The following is a 20,361-nucleotide window of genomic DNA, read 5'->3' on the forward strand; positions in this document are numbered from 1 at the left end:
TCCCGTCCGCCCCCCCCGGCGAGTCATGGGCGGCCGGTCGCTTCCGGCCGCCCCTGGGCCGTCGTTCCTCGCCGGTCGCCCCCGGGCCGGCCGTTCTCGCTCAGTCGTCCTTGGTGTACGTGAGCGACTCCCCGCCCGTCGACTCCCGGTACAGACTGCCGTCCTGGAGGATGCTCAGCTCCGTCGGCTTCCCCGGGGTGCACGACGACATCGGCTCGCCCTCGGTGACCTTGGAGGGGCCGATACGCAGCGGGGCGTCCGGGCCGGGGGCCGAGGCGAGCGGCGCCTCGAAGACACAGTGGTAGCTGCCGCCGTCCTGGGCCGGTCCGTCCGCCGTGAGCGAGAGGACCGTTTCGCCCACCTCGCCCTGCTGGATGACCAGTCGACGGGTGCTGTATCCCGTCGCGGTGTCCAGACCGCCGGTCCAGGTGCCGAGGTATTTCTCGGGCACCACGCCCTCCGCGGCCCCGTCCGTGGGGGAGGCGGAGACGGACGGGGAGGGCCGGGGCGCGGCGCCGGCCGGCTGCTCCGGGCCGGCGGGGCCGCTCACCTGCGTCTGTCCGTCGTCCTGGGTGCCGCCGCCGTTCATGAACGCGTACACCGAGCCGCCCGCCGCGATCGCGACGATCAACGCCACGGCGATCAGGGCGGCGGTGCCGCGTGAGTTGCGCGCGGGCGGCTGTGGCTGTGGCTGCGGCTGGGCCTGCGGTCGTGGCTGGTGCGGGGCCGGCGCGAGTCCGTACGGCGGGGTGGGACCGAGCGGCGAGACCTGTGAGGCGGGTGGTGTCGCGGCGCCGTGCTGGCCGTGCTGGCCGTACGCGGGAGGGGCGCCGTAGGGCACCGGGGCCGGTCCGAACCCCGGCGGGGGGTAGCCCTGGGGATAACCGTACGGCTGGGGCTGTCCGGGCTGCATGGGCTGTCCGGGCTGCGTGGGCCGGGGCTGTGCGGGCTGGATCTCCGGCCGAGGTGCCGGGACAGGGACGGCACTGGGAGCGGGCCCGAGAGCGGGAGCGGGTCCGGAGGCTGCGGGCTGTGGCCGTGGCTGTGGCTGTGGCTGTACGAGAGTGGGCAGGGCGGCGGCCGGTACGGTTCCGGGCGCCACGGGCGCCACGGGGGGCGCCGCAGCGCCCACCGCCGTCGGGACCTGCTGCTGCGCCTGCTGCGGCTGCTGTTGAGGCTGAGGCTGAGGCTGAGGCTGTTGTTGGGCCTGGGCCGGGGGCTGCTCGGCGGGTGCTTCCGCTGATGCTTCCGCCGGTGCCGGTGCCGGTGCCGGTGCCGGTGCTGGTGCGGCCTGGGCGCTCGCTTGCGCCGGTACGGGCGCGGGCGCCTGCGTCGCCGTGGCGGGGGGCCCTGCGGCTGCTGCGGCGGTGACCGCGGCGGCGGCGACAGCGGCAGCGGGCGCCGGGGCAGGCGCCGGTGCCTTGGCGGGTGTGTTCGCGGCCGGTACTCCCGGGGCGGGTGCTCCCGTAGCGGGCGCCGGGGCCTCGGCGGCGGCCGGGGCCTTGTCCTGCGCCGGCGGCCGTATCCGGCCCGTCGGGTCCTCGTGCTCCAGCAGTCGCACCGCGTGCCGGCCCAGCCGCGCGAGCAGCTCGCCCGGCAGCCAGGGCTCACCGCCGGGACCCGCCCCCGCGTCCGCCGCCTCGCCCACCCGGGCCAGGATGTCCTTCGTGGTCGGCCGCGCGGCCGGCTCCTTCTGGAGACAGGCGTGCACCAGCACCGCCAGATTCTCCGACAGCCCCGACAGGTCCGGTGCCTCCTGCGCGATCCGGTACATCAGCGCGTGCGCACCGCTGTCGGTTCCGCCGAACGGCAGGCGTCCCGTCGCCGCGTACGCCAGGACCGAGCCCAGGGAGAAGACGTCGCACGCCGCCGTCACCCGGTCGCCCCGCACCTGTTCCGGAGCCATGAAGCCGGGGGATCCCACCAGCGCGCCGGTCCGGGTCAGCCCCTCTTCGGTCACCGTCTCCAGCGCACGGGCTATGCCGAAGTCGATCACGCGCGGGCCGTCGATCGTCACCAGCACGTTGGACGGCTTGAGATCGCGGTGGATGAGCCCCGCCGCGTGGATGTCCTGGAGGGCGTGGGCGAGACCCGAGGCCAGTATCCGTACGGAACGTTCCGGGAGCGGACCCTGACCGCCGGACACGAGGGTCTGGAGGCTCGGCCCCGCCACATAGCCGGTGGCGAGCCAGGGCACCGGCGCCTCCGTGTCGGCGTCGAGCACGGGCGCCGTCCACGCGCCGCCGACCCGCCGCGCCGCGGCCACCTCCTGCCGGAACCGGCCGCGGAACTGCTCCTGCTCGGCCAGTTCCCGCCGTACGAGCTTCACCGCGACCGTACGGCCGCGTTCCGAGCGCGCCAGATAGACCCGGCCCATCCCGCCCGCGCCGAGCCGCGCCAGCAGCCGGTAGGCACCGATGTGTTGCGGATCTTCTGCTGCCAGTCTCTCCATGGCCGCGCGGCCCCTCCCGTACGTGCGACGTGCGGTACTCGCCTGGATCATCTCGCATGGGACGACCGGACTCGCCGCGTATCCCGACTATCTCGAACGCCACTTCGGTGAAAGGTGTGCGCAGGGTGTGCGCCGGGTGTGGAGCGGGTGTGCCCGCGCCGGGTGCGGAACCCACTGCGGAGCCCGCCGCGGAGCCCCGGATGCGGGGGCCTCGGACGCGGGGGCCCCGGACGCGGAGCCGGGGTCAGGGGCGTGGGCCGATCGCGTCGAGCGCCGTCGACAGCCGCTCCAGCAGCCGTACGGTCTCGGCGAGGCCCTCCTCGCCCAGTTCCGCCGTCAGCCGCGCCGCCAGCTCCGCGTGCCCGGGGCCGGTCCGCCGGATCGCCGTCAGGCCCTCCCCGGTCGGGCGGAGCAGCTCGGCGCGGGAGTGGGCGGGGTCCGGTTCGTACGCCGCGAGGCTTTTCTCCACCAGCAGTTCGGCGATCCGCCGGACGTCCCGCGGGATGAGGCCCGTCGAGCGGGCGATCCCGGCGACGGGCAAGGGTTCATGGAGTACGGCGCCGAGGACCTGCCACCAGTCGGCGGCCAGCCCGGAGGGACGGGCCAGTTCCTCCGACACGGCGAGGAACTGCCCGTTCAGCCGGAAGACCGAGCGTGCGGTCCCGCTGAGGAGTTCCTGCGCGGAAGTGGGCCGCCGTCGCCGGTCGCCGGGCCCGTCCGGCCGGTCCCGCTCCCGGTGGGCGTGGTCCTGGTAGTCGTACGCGTCCTCTTCGTCCAGCCTGTCCTGCTCGCTCATGACTGAAGGATCGCGTACGCGCGAACCGGCCCGCGCCGGTGGGACGGCCCGACGGCCGACGGCTCACCTCGACGGCTCACCTCGACGGCTCACCTCGACCGCTCGACTGGACGGGCTCACTCCGGCCAGGCCGAGTTCTCGATCACGTCCACGAAGTCCGTCCGTACGAACCCCGGCGAGAAGCGCGTCAGCACATCGGCGTTCACCGTGCCGAAGGTCGTCTCGGGCCGGTGCTCGAACCCCTTCGTGAAGGCCCGCAGGATCCGCCGCTTGAAGTCGGGCCGCGGATGCGCGGCGACGACCGCGTTCCTGACGCTCTCCGGGACGGCGTCGAGTCCGATCCCCAGGACGTCGGCCTCCACCCCCGCCGTCACCAGCGCGACCTCGGGTTCCATGTGGTCCGGGATCCCCGGCGTCGTGTGCAGGGCGATGGCGGTCCAGACGATCCGCGCGCTCTCCGCCGGCAGCCCGTGGCCGAGGAGGAAGTCACGGGACGCGTCGGCGCCGTCGAGCTCGAAGCGCTGTCGCGAGGCGCGGTAGCCCTCGGTCAGGCCGAGGTCATGGAACATCGCGCCGATGTAGAGCAGTTCGGGGTCGTACGACAGCCCGCGCCGCCGCCCCTGGAGGGAGCCGAGGAGGAACACCCGGCGGGAGTGGTCGTACAGCAGGGGACTCTCGGTGTCCCGCACCAGCTCGGTGGCCTCCTTGACGAGGCCGCTGTCGGGGATCTCGATGTCGGCGATGCGCTCGGTCATGGCGGATTCCTTTCCGGGGGCGGGCCGGGGCGGGCCCTCCGAGGGGGATGGGTCCTGGCGTGTCCTCTGGCCCTGTCTCCACTGTCCGCCCGGACGCGCCGCCCCCGCCATGTCCCGACGGACGTACATCCCACACATCCGGCCATGGATCGGGGCTACCGTCGACGTCATGCGGTACGAGGAGCGAAGAGGGATCGTCGTGTTCGTCTACGACGGCGTCCGGCTGATGGATGTGGCCGCGCCGCTGGAGGTGTTCGGTACGGCGGCGGGGCTGGGCGGCGCGTACGGCACCACGGTCTGCTCGGCCGACGGCGGACCGGTGATCACCTCCACCGGCACCCGGCTCTGCGCGGACACGGCCGTGGCGGAGGCCGGTGACGCCCACACCCTGGTGGTGCCCGGCTCGGACGAACTGCCGCTCCGTTCGCCGCCGGCCGCGCTGCTCGACGCGGTCTCCGCACTCGCCGAGCGGTCGGCGCGGACCGCGTCCGTGTGCACCGGCGCCTTCGCGCTGGCCGCCGCCGGGCTGCTGGACGGCCGCCGGGCGACCACTCACTGGCGGCACACGGCGAGCCTGGCGCGGCGCTATCCGGCGGTGACCGTCGAGCCGGACGCGATCTTCGTACGGGACGGCCGTACGTACACCTCGGCCGGCGTCACCGCGGGCATCGATCTGGCCCTGGCGCTGGTGGAGGACGACGAGGGCGCGGACCTGGCCCGTGAGGTCGCCCGCGATCTGGTGGTGTTCCTGCGGCGGCCGGGCGGGCAGTCGCAGTTCTCGGTCGCCGCGCGTACGCCGAGCCCCCAGCACGACGCGCTGCGCGGACTGCTGCGCGGGATCGCGGCGGATCCGGCGGCCGACCACTCCCTGCCGGCGCTGGCCCGGCGCGGCGGGCTGAGCGCGCGCCATCTCAGCCGGCTCTTCGGCGAACAGATCGGCAGCACCCCGGCGGCGTATGTCGAGTCCGTACGGCTGGAGGCGGCGAAGGCGCTGCTGGAGGCGGGGGAGACGGTGACGGGGGCGGCCCGGCGCAGCGGTCTGGGCAGTGACGAGTCGCTCCGGCGGGTCTTCCTGCGCCATCTCGGCGTGACCCCGTCGACGTACCGCGCGCGCTTCCGTACGACGGCCCCGGCGCGGTGACGGCCCCGGCGCGGTGACGGGTCCGGTCCGGTGGTGGCGGTCCCGGTGCGGTGGCAGGTCACATCGGTGTCAGGTCACATCAGGGCCAGGGCCCGACATCATGCCGATCCCAGCCGCTCACGCCATACACCTTGGCCATACCGGCCCCCACCTGGCACTCCCTACCCTGACCCTCATGATCCCTCCTGCCGACCCGACGACGGGCGCCGCCGTGAAGGCCGCCGACCGCGCGCACGTGTTCCACTCCTGGTCCGCCCAGGACCTGATCGATCCGCTCGCCGTCGCCGGCGCCGAGGGCTCGTACTTCTGGGACTACGACGGCCACCGCTATCTCGACTTCACCAGCGGGCTCGTCTACACCAACATCGGCTATCAGCACCCCGCCGTCGTCGCCGCGATCCAGGAGCAGGCCGGGCGCCTCGCCACCTTCGCGCCCGCCTTCGCCGTCGATGTGCGCTCGGAGGCCGCACGCCTCATCGCGGAGCGCACCCCCGGCGATCTCGACAAGATCTTCTTCACCAACGGGGGCGCCGAGGCCGTCGAGAACGCCATCCGGATGGCCCGGCTGCACACCGGCCGTCCCAAGGTGCTCTCCGCGTACCGCTCGTACCACGGGGCCACCTCCACCGCGATCAATCTGACCGGCGACCCGCGCCGCTGGCCGTCCGACAGCGGATCGTCCGGTGTCGTCCACTTCCACGGGCCGTTCCTCTACCGCTCGCCCTTCTACGCCTCGACCGAGGCCGAGGAGTGCGTCCGCGCGCTGGAGCACCTCGAAACGACGATCGCCTTCGAGGGCCCGGCCACGATCGCCGCGGTCGTCCTGGAGACCGTCCCGGGCACGGCCGGGGTGATGGTGCCGCCGCCCGGCTATCTCGCGGGCGTACGGGAGATCTGCGACCGGCACGGCATCCTCTTCGTGCTCGACGAGGTGATGGCGGGCTTCGGGCGTACGGGCGCGTGGTTCGCCGCCGACCACTTCGACGTCGTGCCCGATCTGCTGACCTTCGCGAAGGGCGTCAACTCGGGCTATGTCCCGCTCGGCGGGGTCGCGATCTCGGCGGCCGTCGCCGAGACCTTCGCGACCCGCCCCTACCCCGGCGGTCTCACCTATTCCGGCCATCCGCTGGCCTGCGCCGCGGCCGTCGCCACCATCCGGGTGATGGAGGACGAGGGGGTCGTGGAGCACGCGGCCCATATCGGCGAGACCGTCCTCGGCCCCGGACTGCGCGAACTGGCCGCGCGCCATCCCTCGGTGGGCGAGGTGCGCGGTACGGGGGTCTTCTGGGCCCTCGACCTGGTCAGGGACCGGAAGACCCGGGAGCCGCTCGTGCCGTACAACGCGACGGGCGAGGCGAACGCGCCCATGGCCGCCTTCACGGCGGCCTGCCGGAGGAACGGCCTGTGGCCCTTCGTGAACATGAACCGTACGCACGCGGTCCCGGCCTGCAACATCACCGAGGCCGAGGCCAAGGAGGGGCTGGCGATCCTGGATCTGGCGCTGACGGCCGCGGACGAGCACACCACGGCGTAGCCCGGTCCGGGCCGCGCCGACCCACGGGCCGCGCCCACGGCCCGGTCCGGGCCACGGCCCACGCGCGGCCATGGTCCGGGCCCACGGTCAGGGCCGCGCCCACGGCCTCACGCGGCCACCGTCCGGGGCACTGTTCCACCGTTCCGGCCATGGACCGACTGTTCCGGCCATGGACCTGGCCACACCACACCCGTCCCATCCCGTCCTCCGGCACCCCCTGGCTTAAGGTGTCCGGAGCCGGACGAGGGGACGAACCATGCCCGCCAGCGGAGCCGTGACCCGCAGCACCTTGCGGCAGCAGATCGCGGACGCGCTGCGTGACGAAGTGCTGGCAGGGCGTTTACTGCCGGGGCAGGAGTTCACCGTCAAGCAGATCGCCGAGCAGTACGGAGTCTCCGCCACCCCGGTCAGGGAGGCGCTGGTCGATCTCTCCGCGCAGGATCTGCTCGACTCCGACCAGCACCGGGGCTTCCGGGTCCATCAGTTCTCGATCGACGACTTCCGCGGCATGGTCGAGGCCCGCTCGCTGATCGTGGACGGTGTCTTCCGCAAGCTGACGGGCGAGCTGATGGCCGCCAAGGCGCAGGGCGCGGCGCTGGTGTCCGTACGGCGCCGGGCCGAGGAGGCCGCGCGCGCCGCCAGGAGCGGGGACCTGAACGTCCTGATCGGCTACGACCTGCGGTTCTGGCGTGAGCTGGGCGCGCTGGTCGCCAACCGCTATGTCGCCGACTTCCTGCACCGGCTCCGGGTGCAGGCCTGGGTCTTCTCCGTGCCTTTCCTCCGGGACGAGGCCGAGGGCGGGAAGTGGCTGTGGAGCGGGCACGAGCAGCTCGTCGACGCGCTCACCCTCGGCGACGCCGCCGCGGTGCGTGCCGTGATCGGCGAGTACGACGACCACGCGCTGAGGTGGGCCGACAGACTGGAGAGTTCGCGGCGGTGAGTTTCGCGGCGGTGAGTGGGGACGGGGGAAGCGTGGACGGTACGGCCAGGTCACGCGCGGACGACGGGGTGGCCGCCGGAGCGGGCGCGGGGAGCGTGGCGCTGACCGTCGTCGTACCGGCGTACAACGAGGAGGCGCGCCTGGGCCCCACCCTCGACGCCATCCGCGCCCATCTCCGCGCCGATCCGGACCGCTGGGGCGACTGGGAGCTGATCGTCGTCGACGACGGTTCGACGGACGGCACGGCCGCGATCGCCGCCGAGGCCGCCGCGCACGAGCCGCGTATCCAGGTGCTGACGAGCGCGGGCAACCACGGCAAGGGCCATGCCCTGCGCCAGGGCGTCCTGGCCTCGTACGGCCGGCGTGTGCTGGTCACCGACGCCGATCTGGCCACCCCCATCGAGGAACTGGACCGGCTCGACAAGCAGCTCACGGCGGACGGCGACGGCGCGGCGATCGGCTCGCGCGCCCATCCGGACGCGCGTATCGAGGTACGTCAGCTCGCGCTGCGCGAGTGGCTGGGCCGGCTCGGCAACCGGCTGATACGGCTGGTCGCGGTCGACGGCATCAGCGACACCCAGTGCGGCTTCAAACTCTTCGACGGCGAGCGGGCGCGCGCCGCCTTCGCCGTGTCCCGGCTGGACGGCTGGAGCATCGACGTCGAGATCCTGCGCCACTTCCGGCGCTCCGGCTGGCCGGTGACGGAGGTCCCCGTGCGCTGGGCGCACCAGCCGGGCTCGAAGGTACGGCCACTGGACTACGGCAGGGTCCTGCTGGAGCTGGCACGGCTCAGGGCGGGGCGGCCGGACCCGGCGGGGGAGCGCGCGGACGGCCGGGCGGACGGTCACGCGGACGGCGGCGGAGGCGGTGGCGTTCGAGGGCTCCGCGGGTTCTGCGGGCTCCGTGGGCTCCGTGGGCTCCGCCGTGTGGATCTCGCGGTCGCCGGGCTGTTCCTGCTCGCCTCCCTCTTCCTCTACAAGGGCCTGTGGGCGGATCTGGACCACGCCTATCTCGCCGACGCGGGATCGGACCAGAACCAGTGGGAGTGGTTCTTCCGGGTCACCGCCGACAATGTCGTCCATCTGCGCAATCCGCTGTTCACCACCTTCCAGAACGTTCCCGACGGGGTGAACCTCATGGCCAACACGGTCATGCTCGGGCTCTCCGTCCCGCTCACACCCGTCACGCTGGCCTTCGGCCCCACGGTCACCTGGGCGCTGGTCCTCACCCTCGGTCTGACGGCCACGGCCGTCTCCTGGTACTGGCTGTTCGCGCGCCGGCTCGTCCAGGACCGCCGGGCGGCGGCGCTCGGCGCGGGGCTCGCCGCGTTCGCGCCCCCGATGATGTCGCACGCCAACGCGCACCCCAATTTCCTTGTCCTCTTCATGATCCCGGTGATCATCGACCGGGCGCTGCGGCTCTGCGAGGCGGCGGGCGCCGGCGCCGGCGCGGGCGCGGGCACGGAAACAACGGAAACAGCGGAAACGCGCACAAGGAAGGCGCGCACAAGGGAGGCGGAGACGGGGAAGAGGGAGACAGACGAGAGGGACAGGGAGGACGACGACGGGCGCCGCGTCCTGCGGGACGGCGTGCTGCTCGGCCTGTTCGTCACGTACCAGATCTTCCTCGGCGAGGAACCGCTGCTGCTCGCCGCGATGGGCATGCTGCTCTTCGCGCTGGCGTACGCCGTCGTACGGCGCGACAGGGCACGGGCGGCGCTGCGCCCCCTGCTGCTGGGACTCGGATACGCGTTGCAGGTCTGTCTGCCGCTGCTGGCGTTCCCGCTGTACTGGCAGTTCTTCGGCCCGCAGAGCTACCACAGCGTTCTGCACGGCGACAACGCGGGCAACAGCCCGCTCGCCTTCCTGGAGTTCTCCGGGCGCGCGCTGTTCGGCGACGAGACGACGGCCGACGCGCTCGCGATGAACCGTACCGAGCAGAACGCCTTCTACGGCTGGCCGTTGATCGCCCTCGCCTTCGGGATCGTGGTGTGGCTGTGGCGGCTCGCCGTGGTCAGGGCGCTGGCGTTCACGGCGGTGGCGGCGGCGCTGCTCTCGCTGGGGCCGAAGGTCCGTATCCCCTTCACGGACATCGTCCTGACCGGTCCCTGGCGGGCCCTCGCCCACCAGCCGCTGTTCGAGTCGGTGATCGAGTCGAGGGTGGCGATGATCTGCGCACCGGCGCTGGGCGCGCTGGTGGCGCTGGCGGCGGACCGGCTGACGGTCCGCCGGGCCGAGGCGGCGGCGGACGCCGGGGCGTCGGCCCGGTGGCGCAGACACCGGCTCGTCGGGCTCGTGGCGGTGGCCGCGGCGCTGGTCCCGATCGTTCCGACGGCGCTGCCGGTACGGGACCGCCCGGACGTCCCGCGGTTCATCGCCGACGGGATGTACCGCGCGTATGTCTCCGAGGGCGAGTCCGTCGTACCCGTACCGCTGCCCGACCCCGGCAGCGCGGAGGCGCTGCACTGGCAGTCCGCGACGGGCCTCGGATTCTCCGTGCCCGGCGGCTACTTCAACGGGCCGTGGGGCGAGGACCGTACGGGCGTCTACGGCGCGCCCGCCCGCTACACCTCCACCCTGCTGCGCGATGTCCGCTACAGCGGGCAGTCCCCGGTCATCGGGGCCAACTGGCGGGCGCAGGCGCGCTTCGACCTCGCCTTCTGGCGGGCGGGGGTCGTGGTGCTCGCGCCCCAGGCCAATGACGCGGCGCTGTACGAGACGCTGGAGAAACTGCTCGGGCGGCCGGGGAAGCGGATCGGCGGGGTCTGGATCTGGGATCTGCCGCCCACCGGGGGAGCGGGAGCGGTCCGCACGGGCTGACGGGAGCGGGCCGTACAGGATGATGTACGGGATGATGGGGGAGACGGCGGGTGTCCTCGGGTGGTCCTCCGCCGTCCTCGGGCGGCCGTCCGCCGTCCGTGACTCCTGACGGAGGGCCGACCGGGGCTCTTCGCTGAACGTGCCTGCCGCATTACGCTGTCCCGACCATCGCGCGCACGCGTACGACCTGTTGGAGAGCGAGCCTCCCTTGGCCTGTGACCTGTGGTTGGTCCCCCTCGTCGATGTGCTGTGCCACAGCCCCGACAATCCCTTCGCCGAAGAGATCGCCGTATACGACAAGGCGCTCGGCGACGCCGGGCTGCCGTCCGTCCCCGTCTTCGCCTATATGCCGGGACTCTCGGGGGACGTCGCCCCGGTGGCCGGTTTCGACTACGACGCGCTGCACTTCCTGCGGCGCGCGTATCTGCTCCAGCTCTGCGGCCTGGCGGTGACGCCGGTCGGTGAACTGGGCGGAGATTACGAGCAGTTGCTGGAGATGTTCGAGTCGACGGCCCAGCAGTCGCATCTCGTCTGGCACTACGACCACGCGGGCGCGTATGTCCCGGTGGACTACGACGCGCCCCTCTCGAACGAGGAACTCCTCGCGGGCGGCGGCCCGCTGGGCTCCACCCAGGGTCTGCTGCGCGAGCTGGAGATCGTCGCCCCGGCGATCGGTATCGACCCGGCCAACCCCCCGTCCGCCCCCGCCCCGCCGGAGCGCCCCACGTCCTTGGAGGAACCGGCGACCTCGATCCCCTACGACGACGGTCCGTTCGCCCGGGAGCGCCATGTCTGGCTGGGCCTGCACGCGGCGGCGACCAGAAGTCTGGGCCAGGGATCGATGATCATCTTCAGCTGACGGCCGCGCGACGAGGGCGGGGCCGGTGCGATCCACGCCGGCCCCCCTGCGGCCGCGTCCTCCCCGCCCGTCCCCCGTCCGTCCCGGGGGGTCCTCAGGCGTCCTCCGGGGTTCGCCGGGCGCCTACCGGGGCTCCGGCGGCCGTTGCCTCGGCATGTTCGGCCGGGCGCCCGGGGGCAGCGGGAAGCGGCCCGGTGGCGGTACGGAGCCCTCCCCCCGCACCCCGCCCATCGGCATCGACTGCATCACCAGTGGCGCGGGGCCCGAGCGGAACTCGATCATCCAGTCCGCCGTCTCCGCCCGTACCAGCTCCGTCACGTCCTCCGTGAACCGGCGCAGCACCGCCAGACACCGTTCCGCGGCCTCGCTCGCCGTGCCCTCCGTCGGCCCGAGGACCTCCCGCACACACTCCGACGCCCAGTCGAACTGGAGCGTCTGGAGTCTGCGCTGCACCCCCTGCGCCGTCGCGACCGCGCGCATCCAGCCGGACGTCAGCCCGAAGTACCGGTCGCACGCCAGACACGCGGCGCCCAGGAGCAGCGAGACATAGCCCCAGCCCGCCGCGCCCGCCAGCGCCCCGGTCAGGTCCAGCAGCGGCAGGGCGGCGCCGGCGGTCACTCCCAGCACCGTCGCGCCCCGCAGGACACGGGCGGCGCGCCGTTTCCGTAACCGTGTGCTCAGATACCACTCGACGGTGCGCAGCGCGCCGGTCTCGACCCAGCGGTACAGCTCGTCGAGCCGTTCCGCGGGCTCTCCCCAGTCACCGAGCGGGAAGGGCCCCCCGGTCAGATCGCCGTCGGTCTCGCCGCCGTGCGGCACGGCACCGCCGGACGAGGCGTCCTCCTCCCGGGCAGGGCCTCCGGGCTGCATCTCCGGCTGGCTCACCTGGGGTACTCCTCTGCGGTCTGCTGTGACGTTGCGTGACGACTGGTCGGCGGGCGGTCGCGATCGGACGGTGGACGGGACGGCGGCGACGGGGGGTTCCGCGCATGCATTCCTACCGCCGAATGGTGGGCTGTGTGTCCGAAATCCCGGTTTTTACCCCCACGTGTGGGCCTTGATCAGGTGGAGGAGTCAGGGGGCTCTCACTCGAAAGAGTTCGTTCCGGTGGGGTGGAGCGGGCTGCCCGGTGACCACGTAGGCTCGCCTTACAGAGGAAACCGTCGTCGAATGCCAGGAGTGACCGTGATTCCCGGTGGTGGTCAGCCCAATATGCAAGAGCTGCTCCAGCAGGCCCAGAAGATGCAGCAGGACCTCGCACGGGCGCAGGAGGAGCTGGCGGCGACCGAGGTCGACGGCCAGGCGGGCGGTGGTCTCGTCAAGGCGACCGTCAACGGCTCGGGCGAACTGCGCGGCCTCGTCATCGATCCGAAGGCCGTGGACCCCGAGGACACGGAAACCCTCGCGGACCTCGTCATCGCCGCCGTCCACGCGGCGAACGAGAACGCGCAGCAGCTCCAGCAGCAGAAGCTCGGTCCGCTGGCGCAGGGTCTCGGCGGTATGCCGGGCCTGCCCTTCTAAGACCTCCCGACACCAACTAGCGTACGTATCCGGCCCGTACCCGGGCCGTGTGCACGCACCACAGCAGGGGAAGGCAGTCCGTTGTACGAAGGCGTCGTTCAGGACCTCATCGACGAACTGGGCAGGCTGCCCGGCGTCGGTCCCAAGAGCGCGCAGCGGATCGCCTTCCACATCCTCCAGGCCGAGCCGACCGATGTACGCCGTCTCGCCCATGCCCTCCTGGAGGTCAAGGACAAGGTCCGGTTCTGCGCCGTGTGCGGCAATGTCGCCCAGGAGGAGCGCTGCGGTATCTGCCGTGACGCGCGCCGCGATCCGACGGTGATCTGTGTCGTGGAGGAACCGAAGGACGTCGTCGCCATCGAGCGCACCCGCGAGTTCCGCGGTACGTACCACGTGCTCGGCGGCGCGATCAGCCCCATCGAGGGTGTCGGTCCCGACGATCTGCGGATCCGTGAACTGCTGACCCGTCTCGCCGACGGCACGGTCACCGAACTGATCCTGGCGACCGACCCCAATCTGGAGGGCGAGGCCACGGCGACGTACCTCGCCCGCATGATCAAGCCGATGGGCCTGAGGGTCACACGCCTGGCCAGTGGTCTGCCCGTGGGGGGCGACCTGGAATATGCCGACGAGGTCACGCTCGGGCGTGCCTTCGAGGGGAGACGACTGCTCGATGTCTGACGCAACGCTGCACGCCACCCATCAGGACCCGGACGACTTCGCGGTCCAGATCGCCGACCAGATCGAGAGCTTCATCGTGGCCGTCACGGAAGTGGCGAAGGGCGATGAGCCGGACAGTGCCGTACCGTTTCTGCTGCTGGAGTTCTCGCAGCTCATGCTGGCCGGCGGCCGGCTCGGCGCGCACGAGGACATCCTCCCCGACGAGCGGTACGAACCCGATCTCGGCCCGGAACCGGACGTCGACGAGCTGCGTGAGCGCTTCGCGGTCATCCTGGAGCCGATCGACGTGTACTCCGAGGTCTTCGACCCGTACGAGCCGCGCAAGGCGCCCGTCGCGGCCCGTATCTCCGACGACATCGCCGGGGTGATCACGGATCTGCGGCACGGTATGGCCCACTACCGCGCGGGGCGTACGACCGAGGCGCTGTGGTGGTGGCAGTTCTCCTACTTCTCCAACTGGGGCTCCACCGCCTCCGCGACCCTCCGCGCCCTCCAGTCCCTGGTCGCCCATGTCCGTCTGGACCAGCCCCTGCCGGCCCTCGACGGCCTCGACACGGACCAGGACCTGGGCGAGGACGCGCTCGCGGAGGAGGCCGGCCAGGTGATGGCGGAGGAGATCGCGGGCCCCCTGGGCCTGCGCACCGTCAGGTGATCCGGACCCGCCGCCCGGCCCGCGTGCTCGGCCCGCCCGGCGCGCGCGTGCCCGACCGCTCGGTCTGCGTGCTTGGCGCGCGTGCCCGGCGGCCCGGTTCGCGTGCTCGGCCCACGGTGTGACGCGCCCCACGTTTTCGCGTGCCCCGGATCATCCGGGGCATGCATCCTCACCGAGCGGCTGCCGTACGGCGGGCGATGATCACTGAGTGAGCGGGACATCTCACGATGTGATATGTCCGAGTCGTCGTACGGTCGCTCGTTAAACTGAGCCGACAGTAGTGACGGACCGAGCGAGGAGCGCACGTGGGCCTTGTCGTGCAGAAGTACGGAGGCTCCTCCGTAGCCGATGCCGAGGGCATCAAGCGGGTCGCCAAGCGAATCGTCGATGCCAAGAAGAACGGCCACCAAGTGGTCGTCGTGGTGTCGGCGATGGGCGACACGACGGACGAGTTGATCGATCTCGCCGGGCAGGTGTCGCCGATCCCTGCCGGGCGTGAGTTCGACATGCTGCTGACCGCCGGAGAGCGGATCTCCATGGCCCTCCTGGCGATGGCGATCAAGAACCTGGGCCACGAGGCCCAGTCGTTCACCGGCAGCCAGGCGGGCGTCATCACCGACTCGGTCCACAACAAAGCGCGCATCATCGATGTCACGCCGGGCCGGATCCGTACCGCGCTGGACGAGGGCAACATCGCCATCGTCGCCGGGTTCCAGGGGGTGTCCCAGGACAAGAAGGACATCACCACCCTGGGGCGCGGTGGTTCCGACACCACCGCCGTGGCGCTCGCCGCCGCGCTGGACGCCGAGGTCTGCGAGATCTACACCGATGTGGACGGTGTCTTCACCGCCGACCCCCGGGTCGTGACGAAGGCCCGGAAGATCGACTGGATCTCCTTCGAGGACATGCTGGAGCTGGCCAGCTCCGGCTCCAAGGTGCTCCTGCACCGGTGCGTCGAGTACGCACGCCGTTACCACATCCCGATCCATGTCCGGTCCTCGTTCTCGGGGCTCCAGGGCACATGGGTCAGCAACGAGCCGCAAGGGGACCGCACGGTGGAGCAGGCCATCATCTCCGGTGTCGCCCATGACACCTCCGAGGCGAAGATCACGGTCGTCGGTGTCCCCGACAAGCCCGGCGAGGCCGCGACGATCTTCCGAGCCATCGCCGACAGCGAGATCAATATCGACATGATCGTCCAGAACGTCTCCGCCGCGGCGACGGGGCTGACCGACATCTCCTTCACGCTGCCGAAGACCGAGGGCCGCAAGGCCATCGACGCGCTGGAGAAGACGAAGTCGACGATCGGCTTCGAGTCGCTGCGCTACGACGACCAGATCGCCAAGATCTCGCTCGTCGGCGCGGGGATGAAGACCAACCCCGGTGTCACCGCGGGCTTCTTCGAGGCGCTGTCGGACGCGGGCGTGAACATCGAGCTGATCTCGACCTCCGAGATCCGTATCTCGGTGGTCACCCGCGCCGACGATGTCACCGAGGCCGTCCGGGCCGTGCACACCGCCTTCGGTCTCGACAGCGACTCCGACGAGGCCGTGGTCTACGGAGGCACCGGACGATGAGCCGGCCGCACGAGGACCGGCCGCACGAGGACCGGCTCTACGAGGACCGGCCGCGCGGCGACGCGCCGCGCGGCGGGGACGGGCGGTACGGCGACCTGCCGTACGGCGACGCCGGGGGCAGACGCGGGAGCGCCGCGCCATGAACGGCCGGCCGACGCTCGCGGTCGTGGGTGCGACCGGGGCCGTCGGCGCCGTCATGCTCCAGATCCTGTCCCAGCACGCCGACGTCTGGGGCGACATCCGGCTGATCGCCTCCCCGCGCACGGAGGGCCGCGAGCTTTCCGTGCGCGGTGAGCCGACCCGGCTCGTCGGCCTCTCCGAGGACGCCCTCGAAGGCGTCGACGTCGCGCTCTTCCTCGTGCCGGACGAGGTGTCCGCGCGGTGGGCGCCCGTCGCCGCGGCCAAGGGCGCCGTCGTCGTGGACAGTTCGGCCGCCTTCCGGATGGACCCGGATGTGCCGCTGGTCGTCCCGGAGGTGAATCCCCACGCGGTACGGTCCCGTCCGCGCGGGATCGTCGCGAGCCCGGCCTGCACGACCCTCTCGATGATCGTCGCGGTGGGCGCCCTGCACGCCGAGTTCGGGCTGCGGGAGCTGGTGGTCTCCTCGTACCAGGCGGTCAGCGCCGCGGGTCAGGACGGCATCACCGCCCTGCGTGACCAGCTCTCCCTGGTCGCCGGTACGCAACTGGGCACGCACCCGGGCGATGTGCGCCGCGCGGTCGGTGACACCACCGGTCCCTTCTCCGCCCCGCTGGCGCTCAATGTCGTGCCCTGGGCGGGGGCGGCCCAGGACGGTGGCTGGTCCTCGGAGGAGATGGCCATACGCGACGAGACCAGGAAGGTCCTGGCCCTGCCCGGCCTGCGGGTGACTGCGACCTGTGTCCACGTCCCCGTGATCACCGCGCACTCGCTCGCCGTGCACGCGCGCTTCGAGCACGAGATCACGGTCGACCGGGCGCACGAGATCCTGGCGACCTCACCGGGCGTGGTGCTGTTCGACAACCCCGGCGCGGGCGATTTCCCGACGCCCGCGGATGTGGTCGGCACCGATCCGACCTGGGTGGGGCGCGTACGGCGGTCGCTGGACGACCCCAGGGGGCTGGAGCTGTTCGTCTGCGGCGACAACCTCCGCAAGGGCGCCGCCCTGAACACCGCGCAGATCGCCGAGGCCATCGCTCTGGAGTTCTCGAAGCCGTAACTGTCCGTCTTGTCGGGCGTGGCTGAAAAGTCGACGAAAACCAGAAGCCGTTGAACCCTAAAACTTTGTAGGATCTGTGAACGTCCTGTGGTCAGGTTCATGGTCACACTGGCTTGAACTGGGACGTTGTCTTGTTCGACGATGCCCTTTCGTCTTTCCGTGAGAGCACTGCAACCGCCGACCGGCCGGGAAGCGTCTCTGCGGTCGCCCCTTCGCGGTGTCGCGAAATTGGGGCATAGGGGGAGATCGGTTACGTATGACGGCAATTGGTGCAGCGTCAAATGGGGTGACGTGCGCGTACAACCCTGACGGGGGACAGCGTGTCCAACAGGCGTGGCAGAGGTTCTCGACATCACAGCGATCGTCCCGGTACGCGGCACCGCGGTACGTCCGCTCCGGCGACCCCGCACACCCGGTGGTATGCCGGTGATCGCCCCCATGCCCGCCGCGCGGCCCGCCCGGCTGCCGTCCCAGCGCGAGGGCGCTGACGGCACGATGGCAGCGGGCACCACCGTCGACCACCTCACCGAGACCTATCGCGCCCACTACCGGTCGCTGCTCGGTCTCGCCGCCCTTCTGCTGGACGACACGGCCTCCTGCGAGGACGTCGTCCAGGAGGCGTTCATCCGGGTGCACTCGGCGCGCAACCGCGTGCGGGAGCCGGAGAAGACGCTCGCCTATCTGCGGCAGACCGTGGTGAACCTCTCCCGGTCCGCCCTGCGCAGGCGCATCCTCGGTCTGAAGCTGCTCTCCAAGCCGATGCCGGACATGGCGAGCGCGGAGGAGGGCGCGTACGACCAGCTGGAGCGGGACGCGCTGATCAAGGCGATGCGCGGGTTGCAGCGGCGGCAGCGCGAGGTGCTGGTCCTGAGGTACTTCGCGGACATGACCGAGGCGCAGGTCGCCGAGACCCTGGGCATATCGCTGGGTTCGGTGAAGGCGTACGGCTCACGTGGTATCAAGGCGCTGCGCGTCGCCATGGAGGCCACGGCATGAGTGGGCGGAAGGAACGGCGCGGCTTCGGCGGTGTGCACGGCCACGGCGAAGGCCGTGGGAACGAGCCGAGGAGGCTGTACGGTCCGACCGGGCCGGACGAGCCGTTGAACGACCTGACTGGAAACGGAATTGTGAACAACGGGCCGGATAACGAGCTGAGCGGCCTCGGTCCTACGGGTGCCGGCAGCAGCAGTGGAAGTGGCAGTGACCGCGGCGGTACCGGCGGTGGCGGCGGCGAAAGCGGCGGCGCCGGCGGCGGCAGCCATCATGACGGGGGCGGTGGCGGGGCGGGCACGGGCGGCCGTGCACCGGGCGGTGACGTCGGCGCGGACGCCGGCCGCCTGAACGGTGTACTCGGCCACGGCCCGAGCGGCGCTCCCGCCGCGGGACCGGCCGGCGCTCCGGGCGGGGATCTGCCCGGGAGCCTCGGCGGGGATCTGGGCGGGAGCCTCGACGACCTCGACATGGACGAGCTGGCCCTGCGCCGGCTGCTGCACGGCGCCGTGGACGATCTGCGGCCGTCCGAGGGAGCCCTCGACCATCTCCGCAAGGCGGTGCCGACCAGGCGGGCCAGAAAGCGGCAGGCCGTCGTCGGGATGGCCGCCGCGGCGCTGCTGTTCGGCACGGCCGTCCCCGCCTTCGTCCATGTCGCGAACTCCGGCGCCACGGCGGACGACCGCTCGGTCAACGCCGGGCACGGCGAGCAGACAGAAGGCGGTACGGGCACCAGCAAGGACTCCAGCGGCGCCGGGAAGGATCCCCACCAGCCTTCCGACCAGGTCTCCGCCGACGAGGACGATCCCGGCAAGGCGGCCACGCCGGAGGACACCGCGTCGGGCGGCACGGCGGAGGGCGGCTCGGCCGGTCCGGCCGACCCCGACGGCACCCACTCCTCGTCCTTGCCCACCTGCGCGGCGGGCCAGCTCGGGGTCGCGGTCGCCGAGGCCGGCGCACCCGACTCCGGCGGCAAGGTCTACGGCACCTTCCGCGTCACCAATGTCTCGACCACCGGCTGCGCGGTCACCGGCCTGGGGTCGGTCGGCTTCCAGACCGGGGGCGCGGCGGACGAGACCAAGATCAATGTCGTGGCGCACATGGCGGGTGACGCGGCGACCGGGCTGCCCGATCCGTCCCTGGAGTCGGCGGCGGTGATGCTCGCGCCGAACGGCGCCTACGAGGTGAAGTTCGCCTGGGTGCCGGCCGAGAGCTGTCCGACCACCGGAGCCTCTCCCGATCCCACACCGTCGGGCGACACCTCGGCGGGCGCGAGCGGCGGCACCTCCGCCGGCACGGACGCGGGAACGGGCACCGGGACGAACACGGAGACCCAGCTCCTCACCGAGGGCGGCCTCATGGACGGCAGTGTCTCTGTCCTGCACACCCCGGAACCGGGCGCGCCGGTCGCCCAGGCGACGATCCCCAACGCCTGCGCGGGCACGATCTACCGGACGGGTGTCCTCGACGCGCCGTAGCGCATGCCTGGCCGGGTCTCGCCGGGTGCGGGTGCGGGTACGCGTGCGCGTGCGGGGCGTGGGGGTGCGCGTGCGTGTCCCGGGCGTATGGCGTCTGGCCGTGCGCGGTGGCCCGGCGGGGGTGGTGGTGCGAGCGAGGGCGGTGCGGGCGGGCCGCGCTACGCCGCGGTCTCCAGCCCCAGCGCCCGGTCCTTGACCGCCTCCGCGTCGCGCCGGAACAGCCGGAACCACATGAAGATCACAAAGCCGACGAAGGCGAACCACTCACCGGTGTAGCCGAGGTTCTGGAACGCCTTGAGATCGAGCCCGGTGTTCTGCGGCGCGGCGGCGGGCACGGGCAGCAGCCCGTCCGGCGCCCGCGTGACGGTGATCCACGCGTCGTACACCTCGTACGGCACGACATTGACCAGCGAGGCCGCGCTGATCATGGCGAGCTGCCCCCGCGGCAGGCCCCCGCCCGCCCGCACCCCGTCGGAGCCGACGGACTCGGACGCCTGGAGCGCCCCGGTCACGCTGACCTCGCCCGCCGGCGGCGCGGGCGCCTTCCTGCCCTCGGCCAGCCATCCGCGCACCACGGGCAGCGCCTTGCCGCCGTCCGTGCGCAGCATGGTCAGTACGTACGAGCCGTTCCTGCCGTCCAGCTCCCGGTCAGGGACCAGGAACTGATCCCCGTACCGCCCCGTCGCCGTGGCCGCGCGGCCGGATGTCTCCTGATCGACGGGCAGCAGTGTCTGCACGGCGACCGCCGCCCGCTCCCCGGGATCCGGGCGTTCCTCGGCGGCCCGGTGGGTGTCGACCCGGTCCTCGAAGCGGCCGAGCTGCCAGGTCCCCATGAAGATGCAGAAGGGGATCGCCAGCACGACGAAGGCATTGATTCCCCACCAGCGCGGAGTCACCAGGAATCGGTACACCCCTCCACCGTACGGAACGCCCTCGCACCGCCCGGCGCCCGGGTCCCGCCCCGGGCG

General features: G+C 72.2%; 17 protein-coding genes and 2 pseudogenes. 13 read left to right on the forward strand and 6 right to left on the reverse strand.

Annotation, left to right across the window (positions count from 1 at the left end):
* Window positions 1-100: 100 nt before the first annotated feature.
* The 3 genes from ACFYYH_RS08085 to ACFYYH_RS08095 all read right to left on the reverse strand — a co-directional run bounded on the left by ACFYYH_RS08085 (window position 101) and on the right by ACFYYH_RS08095 (window position 4,003).
* A complete protein-coding gene (locus tag ACFYYH_RS08085) occupies window positions 101-2,452 on the reverse strand; it encodes a protein kinase (protein WP_388547488.1) in 2,352 nt (783 codons plus the stop codon).
* Between the two features lie 244 nt (window positions 2,453-2,696).
* Window positions 2,697-3,248, reverse strand: coding sequence for a MarR family winged helix-turn-helix transcriptional regulator (locus ACFYYH_RS08090; protein WP_388547490.1), 552 nt, complete (start codon window positions 3,246-3,248; stop codon window positions 2,697-2,699).
* Window positions 3,249-3,364: 116 nt separating this feature from the next.
* Window positions 3,365-4,003 carry an HD domain-containing protein gene (locus tag ACFYYH_RS08095; RefSeq protein ID WP_388547492.1) on the reverse strand — a complete coding sequence of 213 codons (639 nt, stop codon included), beginning with the start codon at window positions 4,001-4,003 and terminating at the stop codon, window positions 3,365-3,367.
* 169 nt (window positions 4,004-4,172) lie between these two features.
* Between ACFYYH_RS08095 and ACFYYH_RS08100 the strand changes: the two genes are divergently transcribed.
* The 4 genes and pseudogenes from ACFYYH_RS08100 to ACFYYH_RS08115 all read left to right on the forward strand — a co-directional run.
* Window positions 4,173-5,144: a GlxA family transcriptional regulator gene (locus ACFYYH_RS08100; protein WP_388547495.1), complete on the forward strand. Its 972-nt coding sequence runs from the start codon at window positions 4,173-4,175 to the stop codon at window positions 5,142-5,144.
* A gap of 175 nt (window positions 5,145-5,319) precedes the next feature.
* Entirely contained in the window at window positions 5,320-6,678 is a 1,359-nt protein-coding gene (locus ACFYYH_RS08105; RefSeq protein ID WP_388547497.1) for an aspartate aminotransferase family protein, read from the forward strand.
* 256 nt (window positions 6,679-6,934) lie between these two features.
* Window positions 6,935-7,618, forward strand: a complete 684-nt coding sequence (locus ACFYYH_RS08110) for a GntR family transcriptional regulator (protein ID WP_388547500.1) — start codon at window positions 6,935-6,937, stop codon at window positions 7,616-7,618.
* A gap of 95 nt (window positions 7,619-7,713) precedes the next feature.
* Window positions 7,714-8,157 (forward strand): annotated as a pseudogene (locus ACFYYH_RS08115) (glycosyltransferase); the annotation flags it as partial.
* Here ACFYYH_RS08115 and ACFYYH_RS08120 read toward each other — a convergent pair.
* A pseudogene (locus ACFYYH_RS08120) lies at window positions 8,115-8,324 on the reverse strand (hypothetical protein); the annotation flags it as partial. The pseudogenes ACFYYH_RS08115 and ACFYYH_RS08120 sit on opposite strands and share 43 nt — an antisense overlap.
* A gap of 2,321 nt (window positions 8,325-10,645) precedes the next feature.
* On the opposite strand from ACFYYH_RS08120, the gene ACFYYH_RS08125 reads away from it, so the two are divergent.
* Window positions 10,646-11,296: a hypothetical protein gene (locus ACFYYH_RS08125; protein ID WP_363081026.1), complete on the forward strand. Its 651-nt coding sequence runs from the start codon at window positions 10,646-10,648 to the stop codon at window positions 11,294-11,296.
* Between the two features lie 123 nt (window positions 11,297-11,419).
* On the opposite strand, the gene ACFYYH_RS08130 is transcribed toward ACFYYH_RS08125, so the two are convergent.
* Entirely contained in the window at window positions 11,420-12,181 is a 762-nt protein-coding gene (locus ACFYYH_RS08130; protein WP_388547503.1) for an SLATT domain-containing protein, read from the reverse strand.
* 300 nt (window positions 12,182-12,481) lie between these two features.
* Here ACFYYH_RS08130 and ACFYYH_RS08135 point away from each other — a divergent pair, with 300 nt between their 5' ends.
* The 8 genes from ACFYYH_RS08135 to ACFYYH_RS08170 all read left to right on the forward strand — a co-directional run bounded on the left by ACFYYH_RS08135 (window position 12,482) and on the right by ACFYYH_RS08170 (window position 19,393).
* Window positions 12,482-12,817, forward strand: coding sequence for a YbaB/EbfC family nucleoid-associated protein (locus ACFYYH_RS08135; protein WP_388548099.1), 336 nt, complete (start codon window positions 12,482-12,484; stop codon window positions 12,815-12,817).
* An 81-nt stretch (window positions 12,818-12,898) separates the two neighbouring features.
* Entirely contained in the window at window positions 12,899-13,498 is a 600-nt protein-coding gene (gene recR / locus ACFYYH_RS08140; RefSeq protein WP_388547506.1) for a recombination mediator RecR, read from the forward strand.
* The gene (locus ACFYYH_RS08145) at window positions 13,491-14,150 is read left to right on the forward strand and encodes a DUF5063 domain-containing protein (protein WP_388547508.1); all 660 of its coding nucleotides are present in this window, start codon (window positions 13,491-13,493) and stop codon (window positions 14,148-14,150) included. Before recR ends, ACFYYH_RS08145 begins: the two co-directional genes overlap by 8 nt.
* Window positions 14,151-14,455: 305 nt before the next feature.
* Window positions 14,456-15,727: an aspartate kinase gene (locus tag ACFYYH_RS08150; RefSeq protein WP_388547510.1), complete on the forward strand. Its 1,272-nt coding sequence runs from the start codon at window positions 14,456-14,458 to the stop codon at window positions 15,725-15,727.
* Window positions 15,724-15,870, forward strand: coding sequence for a hypothetical protein (locus tag ACFYYH_RS08155; RefSeq protein ID WP_388547512.1), 147 nt, complete (start codon window positions 15,724-15,726; stop codon window positions 15,868-15,870). Before ACFYYH_RS08150 ends, ACFYYH_RS08155 begins: the two co-directional genes overlap by 4 nt.
* A complete protein-coding gene (locus ACFYYH_RS08160) occupies window positions 15,867-16,925 on the forward strand; it encodes an aspartate-semialdehyde dehydrogenase (protein ID WP_388547514.1) in 1,059 nt (352 codons plus the stop codon). The genes ACFYYH_RS08155 and ACFYYH_RS08160 overlap by 4 nt, the downstream gene beginning before the upstream one ends.
* Window positions 16,926-17,345: 420 nt before the next feature.
* On the forward strand, window positions 17,346-17,921 hold the full coding sequence (locus ACFYYH_RS08165; RefSeq protein WP_388547517.1) for a SigE family RNA polymerase sigma factor: 576 nt from the start codon (window positions 17,346-17,348) through the stop codon (window positions 17,919-17,921).
* Window positions 17,918-19,393, forward strand: coding sequence for a hypothetical protein (locus tag ACFYYH_RS08170; protein WP_388547519.1), 1,476 nt, complete (start codon window positions 17,918-17,920; stop codon window positions 19,391-19,393). Before ACFYYH_RS08165 ends, ACFYYH_RS08170 begins: the two co-directional genes overlap by 4 nt.
* 158 nt (window positions 19,394-19,551) lie before the next feature.
* Here the strand turns inward: ACFYYH_RS08170 and ACFYYH_RS08175 are convergent, their stop codons facing one another.
* Window positions 19,552-20,304, reverse strand: coding sequence for an SURF1 family protein (locus ACFYYH_RS08175; RefSeq protein ID WP_388547521.1), 753 nt, complete (start codon window positions 20,302-20,304; stop codon window positions 19,552-19,554).
* Between the last annotated feature and the right edge of the window lie 57 nt (window positions 20,305-20,361).

Source organism: Streptomyces sp. NPDC002018, assembly GCF_042890865.1.
Classification (GTDB): domain Bacteria; phylum Actinomycetota; class Actinomycetes; order Streptomycetales; family Streptomycetaceae; genus Streptomyces.